This window comes from Enterococcus rivorum (genome assembly GCF_001742285.1).
Classification (GTDB): domain Bacteria; phylum Bacillota; class Bacilli; order Lactobacillales; family Enterococcaceae; genus Enterococcus_L; species Enterococcus_L rivorum.
The window spans coordinates 1-16,783 of record NZ_MIEK01000047.1 but is presented as its reverse complement, the minus strand read 5'-3'; the positions used below and the strand labels follow the sequence as shown (position 1 = coordinate 16,783).

At 37.0% G+C, this 16,783-nt stretch carries 14 protein-coding genes, 1 pseudogene and 1 other annotated feature; of the genes and pseudogenes, 7 read left to right on the top strand and 8 right to left on the bottom strand.

Annotation, left to right across the window (positions count from 1 at the left end; all coding sequences use genetic code 11):
• Positions 1-129 precede the first annotated feature (129 nt).
• Positions 130-337: a binding site (T-box leader), on the bottom strand.
• A 10-nt stretch (positions 338-347) separates the two neighbouring features.
• The 8 genes and pseudogenes from gltX to BCR26_RS19020 all read right to left on the bottom strand — a co-directional run bounded on the left by gltX (position 348) and on the right by BCR26_RS19020 (position 8,864).
• Complete coding sequence (gene gltX, locus BCR26_RS14080; RefSeq protein ID WP_069699632.1) at positions 348-1,805, bottom strand: glutamate--tRNA ligase; 1,458 nt, start codon at positions 1,803-1,805, stop codon at positions 348-350.
• Positions 1,806-1,820: 15 nt separating this feature from the next.
• On the bottom strand, positions 1,821-2,294 hold the full coding sequence (gene ispF, locus BCR26_RS14075; protein WP_069699631.1) for a 2-C-methyl-D-erythritol 2,4-cyclodiphosphate synthase: 474 nt from the start codon (positions 2,292-2,294) through the stop codon (positions 1,821-1,823).
• A gap of 10 nt (positions 2,295-2,304) precedes the next feature.
• Positions 2,305-3,000, bottom strand: coding sequence for a 2-C-methyl-D-erythritol 4-phosphate cytidylyltransferase (ispD, locus tag BCR26_RS14070; RefSeq protein WP_338070482.1), 696 nt, complete (start codon positions 2,998-3,000; stop codon positions 2,305-2,307).
• A gap of 16 nt (positions 3,001-3,016) precedes the next feature.
• A complete protein-coding gene (locus BCR26_RS14065) occupies positions 3,017-4,159 on the bottom strand; it encodes a PIN/TRAM domain-containing protein (RefSeq protein ID WP_069699629.1) in 1,143 nt (380 codons plus the stop codon).
• 91 nt (positions 4,160-4,250) lie between these two features.
• Positions 4,251-5,621 (bottom strand): DNA repair protein RadA, encoded by a 1,371-nt coding sequence (radA, locus tag BCR26_RS14060; RefSeq protein ID WP_069699628.1) that lies wholly within the window; start codon positions 5,619-5,621, stop codon positions 4,251-4,253.
• 101 nt (positions 5,622-5,722) lie between these two features.
• A complete protein-coding gene (locus BCR26_RS14055) occupies positions 5,723-6,202 on the bottom strand; it encodes a dCTP deaminase/dUTPase family protein (protein ID WP_069699627.1) in 480 nt (159 codons plus the stop codon).
• A 100-nt stretch (positions 6,203-6,302) separates the two neighbouring features.
• The gene (locus BCR26_RS14050; protein WP_084387155.1) at positions 6,303-7,679 is read right to left on the bottom strand and encodes a hypothetical protein; all 1,377 of its coding nucleotides are present in this window, start codon (positions 7,677-7,679) and stop codon (positions 6,303-6,305) included.
• Between the two features lie 421 nt (positions 7,680-8,100).
• Positions 8,101-8,864 (bottom strand): annotated as a pseudogene (locus BCR26_RS19020) (SDR family NAD(P)-dependent oxidoreductase).
• A gap of 380 nt (positions 8,865-9,244) precedes the next feature.
• Between BCR26_RS19020 and serC the strand changes: the two are divergent.
• The 7 genes from serC to hisJ all read left to right on the top strand — a co-directional run bounded on the left by serC (position 9,245) and on the right by hisJ (position 16,589).
• On the top strand, positions 9,245-10,336 hold the full coding sequence (gene serC / locus BCR26_RS14040) for a 3-phosphoserine/phosphohydroxythreonine transaminase (protein WP_069699626.1): 1,092 nt from the start codon (positions 9,245-9,247) through the stop codon (positions 10,334-10,336).
• Positions 10,337-11,524, top strand: coding sequence for a phosphoglycerate dehydrogenase (locus BCR26_RS14035; protein WP_069699625.1), 1,188 nt, complete (start codon positions 10,337-10,339; stop codon positions 11,522-11,524).
• Positions 11,524-12,762 (top strand): DUF1015 domain-containing protein, encoded by a 1,239-nt coding sequence (locus tag BCR26_RS14030; RefSeq protein WP_069699624.1) that lies wholly within the window; start codon positions 11,524-11,526, stop codon positions 12,760-12,762. The genes BCR26_RS14035 and BCR26_RS14030 overlap by 1 nt, the downstream gene beginning before the upstream one ends.
• 81 nt (positions 12,763-12,843) lie before the next feature.
• On the top strand, positions 12,844-13,647 hold the full coding sequence (gene proB / locus BCR26_RS14025; protein WP_069699623.1) for a glutamate 5-kinase: 804 nt from the start codon (positions 12,844-12,846) through the stop codon (positions 13,645-13,647).
• A 15-nt stretch (positions 13,648-13,662) separates the two neighbouring features.
• Complete coding sequence (locus BCR26_RS14020; protein WP_069699622.1) at positions 13,663-14,910, top strand: glutamate-5-semialdehyde dehydrogenase; 1,248 nt, start codon at positions 13,663-13,665, stop codon at positions 14,908-14,910.
• Between the two features lie 90 nt (positions 14,911-15,000).
• Positions 15,001-15,432: a GNAT family N-acetyltransferase gene (locus BCR26_RS14015; protein WP_069699621.1), complete on the top strand. Its 432-nt coding sequence runs from the start codon at positions 15,001-15,003 to the stop codon at positions 15,430-15,432.
• Positions 15,433-15,761: 329 nt separating this feature from the next.
• Positions 15,762-16,589 (top strand): histidinol-phosphatase HisJ, encoded by an 828-nt coding sequence (gene hisJ / locus BCR26_RS14010; protein ID WP_069699620.1) that lies wholly within the window; start codon positions 15,762-15,764, stop codon positions 16,587-16,589.
• Positions 16,590-16,783: the final 194 nt, after the last annotated feature.

Sequence of the window (16,783 nt, the reverse complement as noted above, 5' to 3'; positions counted from 1 at the left end):
AACCTTTTTCATCTTAGCATTTTAGGAGGCTTTTTTTCTTACCTCGCTGGAAGCTCTCCGGAACCACCGGCTTAGCCAGTGGTTTTCAAAGATATAACAAAAAACGTCTTTCAAACGAAATAATTCCGTTTAAAAGACGTTCTCACGTGGTTCCACTTTTTTTCACAGGCATTTATAGACCTGTCTCGAGACTAATAACAGGAGTCACCTGTTTTCAGCTACTTATCGCCGAAACCACTCAAAGATGCATTTCAACAAAAAATGCCGACTGTTCCCACCAACCACAATCTCTCTAAATGACATTTTTTTGTTTACTTTTTCTTTTCATCATGTTTTATTTTCTTTAATTAAAGCACTTCATTTAAATGAGCTAATACTTTTTCTTTTCCTAATAATTCAATTGTTTCAGCTAATTCTGGGCCATGCATCTGACCTGAAACAGCCACACGAATTGGCATAAACAGATTTTTTCCTTTTACGCCAGTTTCTTTTTGAACGGCTTTGATACCAGCTTTAATACTGACAACATCTAGCACAGCCATTGCTTCTAATTCTTTTTTGAAAGCTGCTAAAACAGTTGGCACCGTTTCGCCAGCTAAGACTTCTTTTGCCGCGTCATCAAGCACTGGATGCTCGTTGAAAAACAGTTCAGACAAATTCACGATTTCCGCTGCATAACTCATTTGTGGTTGATATAAGCTTACTACCTTTTTCAACCATTCTATTTTTTCAGCACTTGGGTTAGCTTCAACACGGCCATCTGCTTCTAAATAAGGGATACACATATTTGTTAGAACATCTAAGTCTAGTTGCTTCATGTATTGGTTGTTTACCCATTCCAATTTCTTGCCATCGAAGGCTGCTGGCGATTTACTTAATCGTTCAGAATCAAAAATCTTAATTAGTTCTTCTTGTGTAAAGATTTCTTCTTCTCCTACTGGTGACCAACCTAACAACGCAATAAAGTTGAACATCGCTTTTGGTAAATAACCTAATTCACGGTACTGTTCAATAAATTGTAAAATAGTTTCATCACGCTTGCTTAATTTTTTACCAGTTTCAGAATTAATAATTAATGTCATATGACCAAATTCTGGCGCTTTCCAACCGAAGGCTTCATAAACCATTAATTGTTTTGGTGTGTTAGCAATATGGTCATCACCACGTAAGACATGACTGATTTTCATCATATGATCGTCAACTGCCACTGCAAAGTTGTAAGTAGGCATCCCGTCACGTTTTTGAATGACAAAATCGCCACCAACGTTATCTGATTCAAAAACAATCTCACCTTTAACAATGTCATTGAATGTATACGATGTATTTTTAGGCACTCGGAAGCGAACAACAGGAATAATTCCTTGTGCTTCTTTTTCTGCTTGTTCAGATGGTTTTAAATGAGCACATTTTCCAGCATAATGAGGCATCTCACTACGTCCACGTTGCGCTTCGCGTTCTGCTTCAAGCTCTTCTTCTGTACAGTAACATTTATAGGCACGATTGCTTACAAGCAGTTGATCAATTAAGGGCTGGTAAATTGCGCCACGTTCAGATTGACGGTACGGACCATATTCTCCTGGATTTTCAGGCGATTCGTCCCAATCCATTCCCAACCAAGAAAGGTTTTCTAGCTGACTCTTTTCTCCACCTTCTATATTTCTCTTTTGATCTGTATCTTCAATACGAATAATAAAATCGCCCCCATGATGACGAGCAAATAGATAATTGAACAATGCTGTTCTAGCATTCCCAATATGCAAGTGTCCTGTTGGACTTGGTGCGTAACGTACACGAACTTTTGTCATTTTTCATTCCTCTTTCTACTTTTGAAGTAGAGCGACAGCTATCGCTCCCATGCCTTCTTCTTGACCGATAAAACCCATTTTTTCCATTGTTGTTGCTTTTAAATTAATTTGGTTTTCTTCAATTTGACAAGTAGCAGCAATTACAGCTTTCATTTGTCCTAAATAAGGTTTCATTTTCGGTTGCTCTGCTAAAATTGTACAATCAATATTGCCAATAGTAAAGCCAGTAGCCAAAACTTTTTTATTTGCTTCCTCTAATAGCTTGGCAGAGTCTGCATCTTTAAAAGTTGGATCTGTATCGGGAAATAAATGTCCGATATCCCCTAGTCCAGCAGCCCCTAAAATCGCATCTGTAATTGCATGTAATAAAACATCTGCATCAGAGTGGCCTAGTAAGCCTTTTTCAAAGGGCAACTCAACGCCACCTATAATTAATTTTCGTCCTTCAACTAACTGATGAACATCAAATCCTTGACCAATTCGTATCATTTTTTCTCACCTAACTTCTTTTTCGTTTCACCATTGCTTCCCCAATTAGCATATCCTCTGGGGTTGTCAATTTAATATTTTCATAACTCCCCAAAACCATTGAAACTGGTAACTCACTGTACTTTTCTATTAATGATGATTCATCTGTTCCTAAAAATCCTTCTGTATTCGCTTGTTCATGGGCAGTCAGCAATTCATTTCCATAAAACACTTGTGGGGTTTGAATTTGCCATAGAGTTTCTCTTGGAATGGTTTCTTGAACCGTTCCATTCACTACTCGTTTAATCGTGTCTTTGACGGGAACGCCTAAAATAGCCGTTCTCGTTTCTCGAACTTTCTTATGAAGCATTTTTAGCTGTGATAACGTCACAAACGGACGCGCCCCATCATGTACCATTACAATATTATGCTGGTTGTTCATTACCTGCAGCCCATTATAAACACTGTACTGACGTTCACAACCGCCGGTGACTATCGTTACTGGACAATGCTGTTTTTTCTTTACTTTTCCAACTAAATCTCTCAATAATTCTTGCTCATCTTGCTGTGTCACTAGAATGATATGTTTACAGGCAGGATCATTCATAAATGTGTTTAAGGAATAAGAGATGACAGGTTTTCCCATCAGATGCAACAAGATCTTATTACGACTTGCTTTCATCCGTTTCCCTTGACCAGCTGCCAGCAATATCACCTCATAATCCATTGCTTCGCTCCTGTCTCTAACTTCTTTCATGGGAATGATTCGTATCTTTATTTTCATCAATACCTCTACCAGAATGAGCTGGTTTGGCAAAAATCATTCGGCCTGCTGCGGTTTGCAACGCACTAGTTACAACCACTTGAATATGTTCATTCATATAATGTTGTCCATCTTCTACCACAACCATCGTCCCATCGTCTAAGTAAGCCACACCCTGTTGACGTTCCGTTCCAGCTTTTACAACCATCACATTCATTGTTTCACCAGGAATTACTACTGGTTTCACAGCATTCGCCAACATGTTAATGTTTAACACAGGAACATTTTGGAACTCTGATACTTTATTCAAATTATAATCATTTGTCACCACAACACCATCAAGGAGTTTTGCTAACTTGATTAGTTTACTATCTACTTCAGAAATATCTTCAAAATCGCCATCATACATCTCTACTGAGATACCTTCTTCTTTTTGCAGGGCATTCAGTATGTCTAACCCACGACGACCACGAACACGTTTTAAACTATCCCCAGAATCCGCAATATATTGCAATTCATATAAAACAAAGTTAGGAATCAAAATGACCCCTTCTAAAAATCCAGTTTTAGCAATATCGTAAATTCTTCCATCAATAATAACGCTCGTATCTAAAATTTTGTACTTATGAAAGTGATCTTCTACTTTTCGATCTAACACTTGGCCTTCATCTTCAGCCACATTTTTCTTTTGTTTAGGCGTAAAAATTTTCCGCCATTCGTCCATGCGAGTCGTTCCCATTCTGAAGCCTAAATAACCTAGAATAATCATAACTAGTATGGGTAGTAAACTGTTGACAACCGGAATTGCTAAATTATACATTGGAATCGAAATAATAACTCCTATTGTCAATCCAATAATCGCACCAACACTACCAAATAATAGGTATGTCAGGCTCATTTCGTTTAATGTTGTTTCAATTTTTTTCACACCTGCAACAATATATTTCGCTAACATTAAAGATAAAATAAAGAAAATAAGTGCACCAATCAAACTGTTAGTAAAATTATTGTTCAGCCATTTATTCCCTGCCTGTCCCGCCATTTGCCAAGCTATCGGTAAAAGTGATATTCCCAAGCTTGCGCCTACAACGACCATTAACAGAGTAACGACGCGTTTTTGCATGTATTCATCTCCTAGTCTTATACTTTTTTCCGATTAAGGAGAAGAGCTGAGAGAAGAGCAGATTTCTTCTTCTCTACAATCTAATTACACCTTATCGAAAAACTTTTCTTAATGTCTCACCAATTGTTGCAACACCAATCACTTCAATCTCTTTTGGCGGTGTCCAGCCACCTAAATTATTTTTTGGTAAGTAAACCCTGGTAAAGCCTAATTTTTGAGCTTCCCGCACACGTTGTTCAATGCTATTGACGCGACGAATTTCGCCAGTCAACCCAATTTCTCCAATGAAACATTCTGTGGATTGCGTGCCTTTTTCTTTGTAACTAGATGCGATACTTACCGCTACAGATAAATCAATTGCCGGTTCATTGATTTTCACACCACCAGCTGCTTTTAGATAGGCATCTTGGTTTTGCAGTAGTAGTCCGGCACGTTTCTCCAATACGGCCATAATCAGTGAAACCCGATTATAATCCAAGCCTGTCGTCGTGCGCTTCGCATTTCCAAACATCGTCGGTGTTACCAATGCTTGAATTTCTGCTAAAATAGGTCTAGACCCTTCCATTGCAACGACAATTGCTGAGCCTGTAGCCCCTTCTATACGCTCTTCTAAAAAAACTTGCGATGGATTAATGACTTCTTCAAGTCCGTGTCCCCGCATTTCAAAAATCCCGATTTCATTGGTTGAACCAAAACGATTTTTTACTGCTCTCAGAATTCGGAAAGTATGGTGCTTATCGCCTTCAAAATAAAGGACGGTATCAACCATGTGTTCCAACATTCTTGGTCCTGCGATAGAGCCTTCTTTTGTCACGTGACCAACAATAAATATAGCAATTCCATTCGTTTTGGCAATTTTTAGAAGCTCTGCCGTTGTTTCTCGTACCTGACTAACACTTCCCGCTACACTAGTAATATCTGGTTGAGTCATGGTTTGAATGGAATCAATAATTACGTAGTCTGGTTCTAGCTTCTCAATTGCTCTAGTTATTTCATTCATATCTGTTTCAGCGTATAAATAAAATTCTGTATCCTCCGCACTTAGACGCTCTGCACGCATTTTTATTTGCTCTGCACTCTCTTCCCCAGATACATAAAGGACTTTCCCACCAGTTTCAGCCAGTTGTTGCGATACTTGTAAAAGTAACGTTGATTTTCCAATCCCCGGATCTCCACCTAGCAATACTAAAGAACCCGGAACAACCCCACCGCCTAAGACTCGATTCAGCTCTTCCATTTTGGTTTTTACACGAGGTTCTTTCTTAGGAACTACTTCGGCTAATCGCTGTGGTTGAGTTTTTTTGCCTGTTAAACTCACTCGCGCTCTTCGATCCGTCGTGTCTTGAATGATCTCCTCAACTAAAGTATTCCATTGACCACAATTAGGACAGCGTCCTAAATATTTTGGAGAAACGTACCCGCAAGATTGACATTCAAATTGAACTTTTGCTTTTTTAGCCATGGGTTATCTCCTTCAATTATACTAGTTATTATTTTACCATATCCTAATACCATTATAACAATATTTCCACCTTGAAAAGACTGAATTAATGAGAACTTAAGCTATTTCTTCCCAGAAGAACCAAATCCACCTGTGCGCTCATTTTCAACCGTGTCTTCATCTGCTAGTAAAAATGGTTTAAAAATCCCTTGGCCGATTCTTTCTCCTTTTTCAATGACCATCTCTTCGTAGCCAAAATTCAAGAATTGGAACATAATATGCCCTTCGTTTCCTTCATTATTATAATAATCACTGTCAATAACCCCGACACCATTCGCTAACATTAAAAAACGTTTTAAAGGATTTGATGAACGACTAACAAGTTCTAAATACTCACCTTCTGCCATATACGCTTTAATTCCTGTTTTTACTAGAACTGGTTTAGGCGCTTGCCCTTTTGCTTGTTGCTGCCAAATACTAGGTATAACGACCGTTTCAGCAGCTTCAAAATCATAACCCGCCGCCCCCTTAGTTGCTCTTTGCGGTATATTTACTTGTTGCTCTTTATAAGATGAAATAATTTCAAATCCTCTAGTCTTCATAAAAAAATTCTCCTCCAATATAAACTATGCTCTATTTTAACATACTCCTTTTACCTGCTGTTTAATTAAATCCATATTTTAACGGAAACAAAGGAATTTCTTATAGCTCGTTCTTTTTTCTCTCATGGTTTACTTTCAAACTGGCATAAAGTACCACGAAAAAGAAGAGCATCAAGAAAACAATACTGATAACATGAATCTTTTCCACAATCGCAATAGCTTCTGGTCGTTGCACGTTATAAGCAGTAATTTGCAATACTACAACAACCGGAATTTCTGCTTGCTTTGTCAATAACCATAAAAGGCTCATCATTAAAAACTGCTGAGCTAAGCTTCCCTTTGCTTGTGTCATATATTTGTCAATCAATCGTTGATCCTTTGGTAATCGTTCTGTTTCGTAATAGACTTGATTTAAGAAAGTTCCCGTCAAGCTAATAAAAAAACTAAGCACAAAAACACCGATAGGGAAAAATTTTATAAATAGTAATAGGAATAGACCTAACATCAAACCACCCATATGAAAAACTTTTGGATCTATTTTTTTGACGGAACGAAGCAAAATTTTTCCACCAAACATCGCTATGATGATTCCACAAATATATGGAAGATACAACGCTAAAGGAATCTTATCTGCCCCCATACGAATTGCGACATAAAAAGTACCAAATAATAAAATAAAATTGCTGCACATTCCATTCACGAAGGTCAATAAATTTAGCCACAAAGGTAATTTAAGCTCTTTTTTATGTTTATTAAGAGACCATGTCAGTACAATAAATACGCCAAAAAAGACAATCACAACGAAATTCAAATACTCAGGCTCAAACAAAAGACGGGCGACTCTCAAAACGAAGAGCAGCACGAAAAAGGTTACAAATAAAAATAACTCTTTGAAGGAAATGCTGTAGCGATCTACCTTATTGAAATCAATTTCATAGTTTGGGTAGTGTGTAATGGTGTGATAACTAGCAATAAAAAGCATTGTGTAGCCCATCAATAGGAGCGCATTGCGCAAAGCGATAGAACTATTCAACAACATCATTAAAATAACAAAAAGAACGAATGCAAAAGGATATTTTTTTGCCGTCATATTGGTGAATCCTTGCTCCTTTTCATGAAAATTGACCGTTGTATTTGCTACAGGTAGCCAAGCCCCACTAATCCCTAATAAAATAGCAGAAAGAAAATAGCAATAATGGAAAAACTCTCCAAAAATACCAATTAGGGAGCCAAGCCCCCCTAGTAAAACTGACAAAATTAAAATATTGAAACTAGAGACATTTAGCCTAAAACTTTTTAATAAAAAAATCCCTGTCATTCGAAAAGTATAAAAAAGAACAAACGGCAAAATACTTTCTAAAGTAGGGTTATTGCCAACATCTAAAAATAACAAATAAGGAATAAAAATCACTGTATTGGATAAGACAAATGGTGCCACTTGAAAAAAATTGCGGAAAAATGATTTTACTTTCGACATAATAGCTACTCCTTCATCTACTTTACGTAACCTATCATACCTTAAAAAGAAAAAAAGCTGAACCAATTTCGTTCAGCAGAGTGGAAATGAATCAATCAGACGGTGCATCCAAAAATCAACAAGGAAATCTCCCTTGAAAGACGCTTTTTCTTCATCACTTTAAAGCCTCATTTTTTTCATTAAAAATAACTAAAGCCAACTTATGTCATTCTAAATAAACAGCAATACTGTTTACTTCCAAGACCCTCTATGCTTTATTTACAAGTATCGGAGTTCAATTCACTTAATTATTATCCCAATTAAATAACACTTAAAGTCTTTTTTTCTATCTGTATTTTTAAGAGATTCATGATACTTTTTAATAAAATTTACCTTTTAAAACATTATATTTTTTGATAATATAGAGTTTGTAGTTCTTAATTTACAAACAAGAACCTCCACTGACATCTATTAATTGTCCTGTTATCCATCGACTATCTTCTGATGCTAAAAAAGAAACGACATCGCTAATATCATTAGGCTCTCCCCAACGATTAAAGACAGACAAACTAGCTGCATACTCCTGTCCCGCTTCTGTCTCAAGAGTTTCTTTATTCATTTCTGTGTTAATTATCCCTGGTTGGACTGCATTTACTGTGATATTTCGATGGCCTAGTTCTTTTGCTAAATTACGCGTAAAAATGTCGATTGCTCCTTTTGATAAACTATAACCAAATACACTAGGTGAGCTTACTCTTGTTACAAAGGAGGAAAGATTTATTATACGCCCCCCATTATTGAGTCTTTCTAAAGCTTTTTGTGTTAAAAAAATGGTGCTATAACATTCATCTGCAATACAAGATTTAGCGATGCTGGTGTGGTTTCTTTAAACGACAAAATTTGTCCTATCCCTGCGTTATTAACCAAAATATCAAATGTTTTTACTTTTTTTTCTGATACTAAAACTTTATCAAGTCGTTCGAAAAAACTATCCACATTTTCTGTATCCTGAAAATCGGTTGCCAGCGCAAAACCTTCTCCTCCATTATTTTCTATCTCTTTAATTACTTTGTATGCCTCATCTTTTCTTTTAGCATACTGAATAATGACATACGCCCCTTCATCAGCTAATCTCATTGCAATACTACGACCTATCCCTCTACTCCCCCCAGTTACTACAGCAATCTTATTTTTTAATCTTTTCATTGTCCGTCTCCTTTAAAAAGTAGTTTTGCTATCATTAATGTTACTATCTAAATAGCTGGTACAAACTTTACACAAAAAAATAAAAGGGGACATCCGAAAAATGAACAGAAAACTCTGAAAAACAGATTTTTATTTACTCAATCCCCTTACTCTTTACTTTCTCAAAAAAACATCCAATAGAACGGCGCTCTCAATTCGTTCTTGTATGAAAAAAGTTTGGAAAAATACAAGAGATTTTCTTTTTAATCTTTTTTTAATGTTCAGTTTCTGTTATAATTGTTTTCACATTTAACGATAATAAACACTTGTCGTTACTATGAATAATATTGGTAGGAAAAAACAATTTTCCTTGCCACAATTAAAGAAGGAGAGATAGTTGTATGAACACAGTTTACAATTTTTCAGCTGGTCCAGCCGTATTACCTAAAAGTGTCTTGGAAAAAGCACAATCAGAATTGGTGAATTACGAAAACAGCGGTATGTCTGTAATGGAGTTGAGCCATCGATCCTCCTTATTTGAAACGATTATTCAAGGAGCAGAAACCTTACTCAGAGAATTAATGAATATTCCTGATAACTATAAAGTCCTCTTCTTACAAGGAGGAGCCAGTCTACAATTTACAATGGTTCCGTTAAATTTGGCGCAAAACAGAAAAGCCCTATATATAAATACAGGCTCTTGGTCAAAAAAAGCAATTAGCGAAGCAAAGAAACTTGGCAATATTGAAGTAGAAGTCATTGCCTCAAGTGAAGATAAAAATTTCAGCTATATTCCTGAAGTTCGTAAAGAAGATATTCCGCAAGATGCTGCTTATTTGCATATTACAACAAACAATACCATTGAAGGAACCACCTTCTATGAACTGCCAGATGCTGGAAATGTTCCTATTATCGCAGATATGTCTTCAAATATTTTATCTGTAGACTACAATGTTGCCGATTTCGGACTAATTTATGCTGGCGCACAAAAAAATATTGGCCCTGCCGGTTTAACTGTAGTCATTATTAAGGATGAACTAATTGGACAAGTAGATGTTTTAAGTAGCATGTTAGATTATTCGGTTCATGCCAAAAATGGTTCTATGTACAATACACCGCCAACTTACGGTGTTTATATGGCTAAGCTTGTTTTTGAATGGATTAAAGAACACGGTGGCGTACAAAAAATGGAAGAGCTAAACAAGGCAAAAGCTGCGATGCTTTATAACGAAATCGATCATTCAACATTGTTCTCTTCTCCTGTTACCCCAAAAGATCGTTCCATTAATAACATTCCTTTCGTCACTGGTAGTGATGAATTAGATAAGAAATTTAATCAAGAAGCCGTCAAAGAAGGCTTTGAAAACATTAAAGGTCACCGTTCTGTTGGAGGTATGAGAGCTAGTTTATACAACGCATTCCCTAAAGAAGGTGTAGAGGCTCTTATCCAATTTATGAAAAAATTTGAAGCTGAAAATGGAGGAAATAAATAGATGTACGATATCAAAACATTTAACGCGATTGCCCCAGAAGGCTTAGCACGTTTTAATGAAGAAAATTTTATGATAGATCAAACAGAAACACCTGCTGGCATTATTTTACGTAGCCAAAAATTACACGATTATTCTTTTCCAGAATCTGTCTTAGGCGTTGCTCGTGCCGGTGCTGGTACAAATAATATTCCAGTTCAAAAATGTACTGAAGAAGGAATCGTTGTTTTCAATACTCCCGGAGCAAACGCTAACGCTGTAAAAGAATTAGTCATGGCTTGTTTATTACTATCTGTTCGTCCGATTTTAAAAGGCTCAAATTGGGTTCAAACGTTATCTGGTCCAAATATCGAAGAACAAGCTGAAGCGGAGAAAAAACAATTCGCCGGCACAGAACTCGAAGGCAAAAAGCTAGGGATTATCGGGTTAGGCGCGATTGGGGCAATGTTAGCTAATGACGCCTACCGTTTAGGCATGGAAGTCACTGGCTACGATCCTTACGTATCCGTTGATACAGCTTGGAGCATTTCTCGCCGTGTGAAGCGCGCTCAAAGTATGGAAGAAGTCTTAGCCACTTGTGATTTCATTTCTATCCATGTTCCACTTACAGAAAATACCCATCATCTAATCGGGGCGGAACAATTGAAAAAAATGAAAGAAACAGCAGTATTGTTAAACTTTGCTCGTGGAGAATTAGTAGACACAGAGGCTGTCTTAGCTGCTATTCAAGCGGGTGAAATCGGTAATTTTATTACTGACTTTGCTGATGAACGCTTATTAAATAATGAAAAAATACTTGTTCTACCACACTTAGGTGCTTCAACAGAAGAAGCTGAAATTAATTGTGCAAAAATGGCTGCAAAAACCTTAAAAGTCTTTTTAGAAACAGGAACGATTAAACGTTCTGTGAACTTCCCAACAGTGGAAATGGCGTTTAACTCTCCTTATCGTTTTACAATTATCCATAAAAATGTGCCAAACATGTTAGGTCAAATTTCTACTGACATCGCTAATTTAGGGATTAACATCGATACAATGGTGAATCGTAGTCGTGATGACTATGCTTACACTTTGGTAGATATTGCAGAAACAGATGAAAATAAAATTGCTGAAGTTGCAGACAACATTCGCACAGCAGCAAATATTGTTCGCGTTAGAATTATTAAAAATACCGAGGCGGTGACTTATTAATGGTTACTATCCATCCTTTCAAAGGGATTCGCCCCGCACCTGAATTATCGGACAAAGTTGCCACGTTACCGTATGACGTTCTCAATTCAGCCGAAGCTAGAGAATTAGGCAAAGATAATCCGTATTCTTATCTCCATATTGATAAAGCTGAAATAGATTTACCAGAAACTCTTTCACCTTACGATGATCAAGTTTATACAAAAGCTGGCGAAAATCTAGCTCTCTTCTTGCAAAAACAGTGGTTGATCCAAGAAGAGCGTCCGTTACTTTACCTTTATGAATTAGTCATGAATGGTCGTAGCCAAACAGGGATTGTTACCTGTACTTCCATCCAAGACTATAGTGACAATAAAATTAAAAAACATGAGTTTACTCGTCCTGAAAAAGAAGTCGATCGGATTCGACATATTGAAGCTTGTGATGCTAATACGAGCCCTATTTTCTTAACCTATCGTGGTCAAAAAGAGATTCAAAACTTAATCACAGATTGGAAAAAAAATCACCAACCTGCCTATGATTTCACTAGTTTCCACGACGTCACACACCGTGTCTGGGTGATTGATGATGCTCTTGTTATTAATCAATTACAAGAGCACTTCGAGAAAAAAGTGCCAGCCTTGTACATTGCCGATGGTCATCATCGAACCGAGTCCGCAGTTAAAGTGGGACAAAAATATAAAGAAACCCACCCCGAAGCGGCTCCTACAGAAGAATTCAACTATTTTCTATCGGTTATTTTCCCGAAAGAAGAATTAGAGATTCTTGACTATAATCGTGTCTTAAATGTGCCGATTCCTGAAAACTTTTTTGATTTATTAGCACCAAGTTTTACCGTTGAAAAAACAGAAACAGGAAAACCTGCACACGCTCATTCATTTGGCATGTATTTAAATCAACAGTGGTATACATTAACTGCAAAAACAGATATTTTATCTACTGATCCTGTTGACGGGTTAGATGTTTCTCTTTTACAAAATCATGTTTTCGCGAAAATTTTCGCTATTCACGATGTCAGAACAGATCAGCGAATTGACTTTGTTGGTGGTATCCGCGGAATGACTGAATTAGAAAAATTAGTCGATAGTGACGCGTGGACAGTTGCCTTTTCAGTCTATCCAACAACAATGGATGATTTACTAGCTGTTGCAGATGCTGGTAAAATTATGCCTCCAAAATCAACTTGGTTTGAACCAAAACTCTTAAGTGGATTATTTTTACACGATCTAGAGACAAAATAGAAAAAAAGAAGTAAAATAGTAGTAATTATCCCTTTACAATGTGAAGGGATTTCGTATTATAAACAGCGAAAGAGGTTAGCTATGCGCAATCAACTACAACATGCAAAAAGAATCGTAATCAAAGTGGGAACTAGTACTCTGATTTATCCTAATGGAAATATCAATCTTAATGCCATTGACCAATTAGCCTTCACTTTAACTGACTTGCAAAACCAAGGCAAAGAAATTATTTTAGTTTCGTCTGGTGCGATTGGTGTCGGTCTTCATAAACTAAATATGGATCAACGACCGCCAACCATTCCTGAACAGCAAGCCGTTGCAGCTATTGGACAAGCGGAATTGATGAATATTTATAATCAACGATTTCTGACGTATAGCCAACAAATCGCCCAATTATTACTTACTAGGGATGTCATCGAATATCCAGAAAGCCGAAAAAATGTAACGAATACAATTGAACAGCTTTTAAAAATGGGGATTGTTCCCGTGATTAATGAAAATGATACCGTAGCTATTGACGAACTGGATCATTTGACTAAATTTGGCGACAATGACTTTTTGTCCGCTATTGTTTCACAACTGATTCAAGCTGATCTTTTAGTCATGCTTTCTGATATTGACGGCTTTTTCTCAGACAACCCACACACAAATAAAGAAGCAACACTTTTCTCTGAAATCAACCAAATTGACGATGCTTTATTGACACTAGCTGGTGGAAAAGGAAGCCGTTTTGGGACTGGTGGGATGTATAGCAAATTAAAAGCGGCCGAACGCGTATTGGATCATGATATCTCTATGGTTTTAGCAAACGGAAAAAAACCCTCAATCATTTTTGATATTTTGGCTGGCGAAAAGGTCGGAACATTATTTACTTTACTGAAATGAAAGGAGCAACGCCCCATGACAAACTTAATTCAGCTTGGTAAACAGGCAAAAGAAACGGCTTATCAATTAGGTGGGATGGATACGAAAACAAAAAACAGCCTCTTATTACAGATGGCTGATGAATTGGAAAAACAGACTAGTCTCATTTTAACTGCCAACGAAAAAGACTTAGCTCAAGCAACAGCAAATAATATTTCTGAAACGATGCAAGATCGTTTACGCTTAACTCCAGAACGAATTAAAGAGATGGCAGAAGGTATTCGTCAAGTGGCGACCTTACCAGATCCAATTGGTGAAGTAGATAAAATGTGGAAAAATGAAGATGGCTTGATGATTGGTAATCAAAGGGTTCCTCTTGGTGTCGTAGGAATTATTTATGAATCTCGCCCAAATGTTACCACAGATGCTGCTAGTTTGTGCTTTAAAACAGGGAATGCCGTGATTCTTCGTGGTGGCAAAGAAGCCTTTCATTCCAATCAAGTATTAGTAAAAACCTTGCAACAAGCATTGGAAAAAAATGGTGCTTCTCCTTATGCTATTCAATTTGTGGATGATGTTTCCAGAGAGACAGCTGGAAAATTAATGAAACTAAATGACTATTTAGATGTGCTAATCCCTAGAGGTGGCGTTAATTTAATTAAAACTGTTTTAGCTACTGCAACAGTTCCAGTCATTGAAACCGGTACAGGAAACTGCCACATCTATATTGACAAAGATGCCCAATTAGAAATGGCTACCAATATTATAGTTAACGCTAAGTGCCAGCGTCCTTCTGTCTGCAACGCAGCAGAAACCTTACTAATCCACAAAGATGTCGCAGACTCTTTTTTACCTGTGATTGAAAAAGCTTTAAACGAATACAACGTCGAATTAAGGGCTGATGAACGAGCACTAGCTATTTTTCAGCAAGCCATTCCAGCTTCTGAAGAAGATTGGGAAACTGAGTTTTTAGATTATATTTTGGCAGTTAAGGTAGTGGACTCACTAGATGAAGCTATTCAGCATATTAATCGCTACAATACAAAACATTCCGAAAGTATCATTAGTGACAATTACTTCGCCACGCAACAGTTTCTTAAACAGGTAGATGCCGCTGCCGTATACGCAAATGCTTCTACACGCTTCACTGATGGCTTTGTCTTTGGCTTCGGAGCCGAGATTGGGATAAGTACCCAAAAGCTTCACGCACGTGGTCCAATGGGCTTAGCAGAGCTGACTTCCACTAAATATATTGTTTATGGCGATGGACAGTATAGAAAATAAGCAACTGGCTAAAACAATGCCCTACAAAATTAGACCTCGACTCTAATTCTGGGGCTTTTGTTTTATTTTACATACTGGAGGTAAAAAATAATGAAGATTAGAGAAGCAAAGCAAGAAGATATCAGAGAAATTGCTATACTTAATCAAGAAGAGTTGAACTATGATTATCCGATTATTGATGCAGAAGCACAACTTTTAAAAATCCTTTCCTCTCCTAACAATCAGCTATTTGTTGCTGAAATTGACGATAAGATTGTTGGCTATGTTCAAGCAAGTGAATATATTTCTACCTATTTTTCTCCAGCTGTTAACATTGTAGGACTGGCTGTCTCTAAAAAGTCACAAGGAAAGGGCGTTGGACGGGCTCTAATGCTTCAAGCTGAAAATTGGGCAAAAACAATAGACGCCACCTTTATTCGGCTAAGTTCTGGCGAAGAGCGGACAGAAGCGCACCAATTTTATCAAAAAATTGGGTATGAAAAAATAAAAAATCATGCAACTTTTAAAAAAAGGCTCGATTAAAACTACGCCAAACCACATATAAAAAAATACCATTATTGATGCATAAAATAGCTTAGAATATTCTTATCCTTCAACTTAAAAAAAGGGAAATCAAGCTCCACTATCAGCAGTTGTTACCTGTGAAAAAACTTAGAACCATTCCGAACCCAAAGATCAGGCCTCAGAGCTTCCAAGCTTCAAATTGGGGGCAAATAAGTGATAAAGTGATTCACATTGGATTCTAAGCACGATGATTAGCTGCCTCTTCTTTGAAGTTGAACAATCTAATTATTTTAAGTTTGCCAAAACACCAGCATCTTTCACAAAAAAAGCATTTGGAGGAAGAAAAAATGAAAAGAGATGGACACACCCATACGGAATATTGCCCTCATGGAAATGTTCCTGATACCGAATTGCTGATTCAACAGGCCATCAAAAAAGGCTTTAAAGAATACAGTATTACCGAACATGCTCCCTTGCCAAAAAAAATCTACTCTGTAGCAGCTGGTGAAAAAGTAATTTGGGATACTGCCTCAATGGCTTTAAACGACGTCGAGCATTATTTTAAAACGATGAATAAGCTAAAGAAAAAATACGCTTCAGACCTACTTATCCACATTGGCTTTGAGCTAGATTATTTTAGTGCTTTTGAGGATTGGACCACGGACTTTTTAAACGAATACGGCCCTCTAACGGACGATGGAATTCTTTCTGTCCACTTCCTACCAGGCAAAGACGGCTTACGAGGAATTGACTACTCTTATGAAGAATATAAAGAAGGAATCGTTGAAGAGCTGGGTAGTTTTGAAAAAGCGCAAACCCTTTACTACCAAACGATTTTACAGTCTTTACAAGCAGATTTAGGTCCATGGAAGCCCACTCGTCTAGGGCACATTTCTTTATGCCAAAAATTTGAGCGTTTCTTTGATGAACCGACTACTTATCCTGACGACAACAAAATCCTCATACACGAATTATTGGAACAAGTACAAAGTAGAAAATACAGCTTAGATTTAAACGCTGCTGGCTACATTAAAGAGGGTTATCAACAAAGTTATCCACAGGTTTGGATTTTAGAAAAAGCAAAGGATTTCGCAATCCCACTTGTCTATGGATCGGATACTCATGGCTTAGAAAATATTGGACAAGGCTATGAAAAAGTTCAGCAGTGGTTATAGAAAGTCAATCCAACTGCTATAATAAATAAAACAACAAATATATTCTGATATAAAAAGACCTTCACAAGGGCTTCTCCGAATTTCTGAATAGAAAATAAAGAGAGTGGGACAATAAACTACTATTTATAGAAAACAGAGACGATTTTGACTATTATTATCAAAATCGTCTCTGTTTTTTCTTTTGAAAGAGCTTT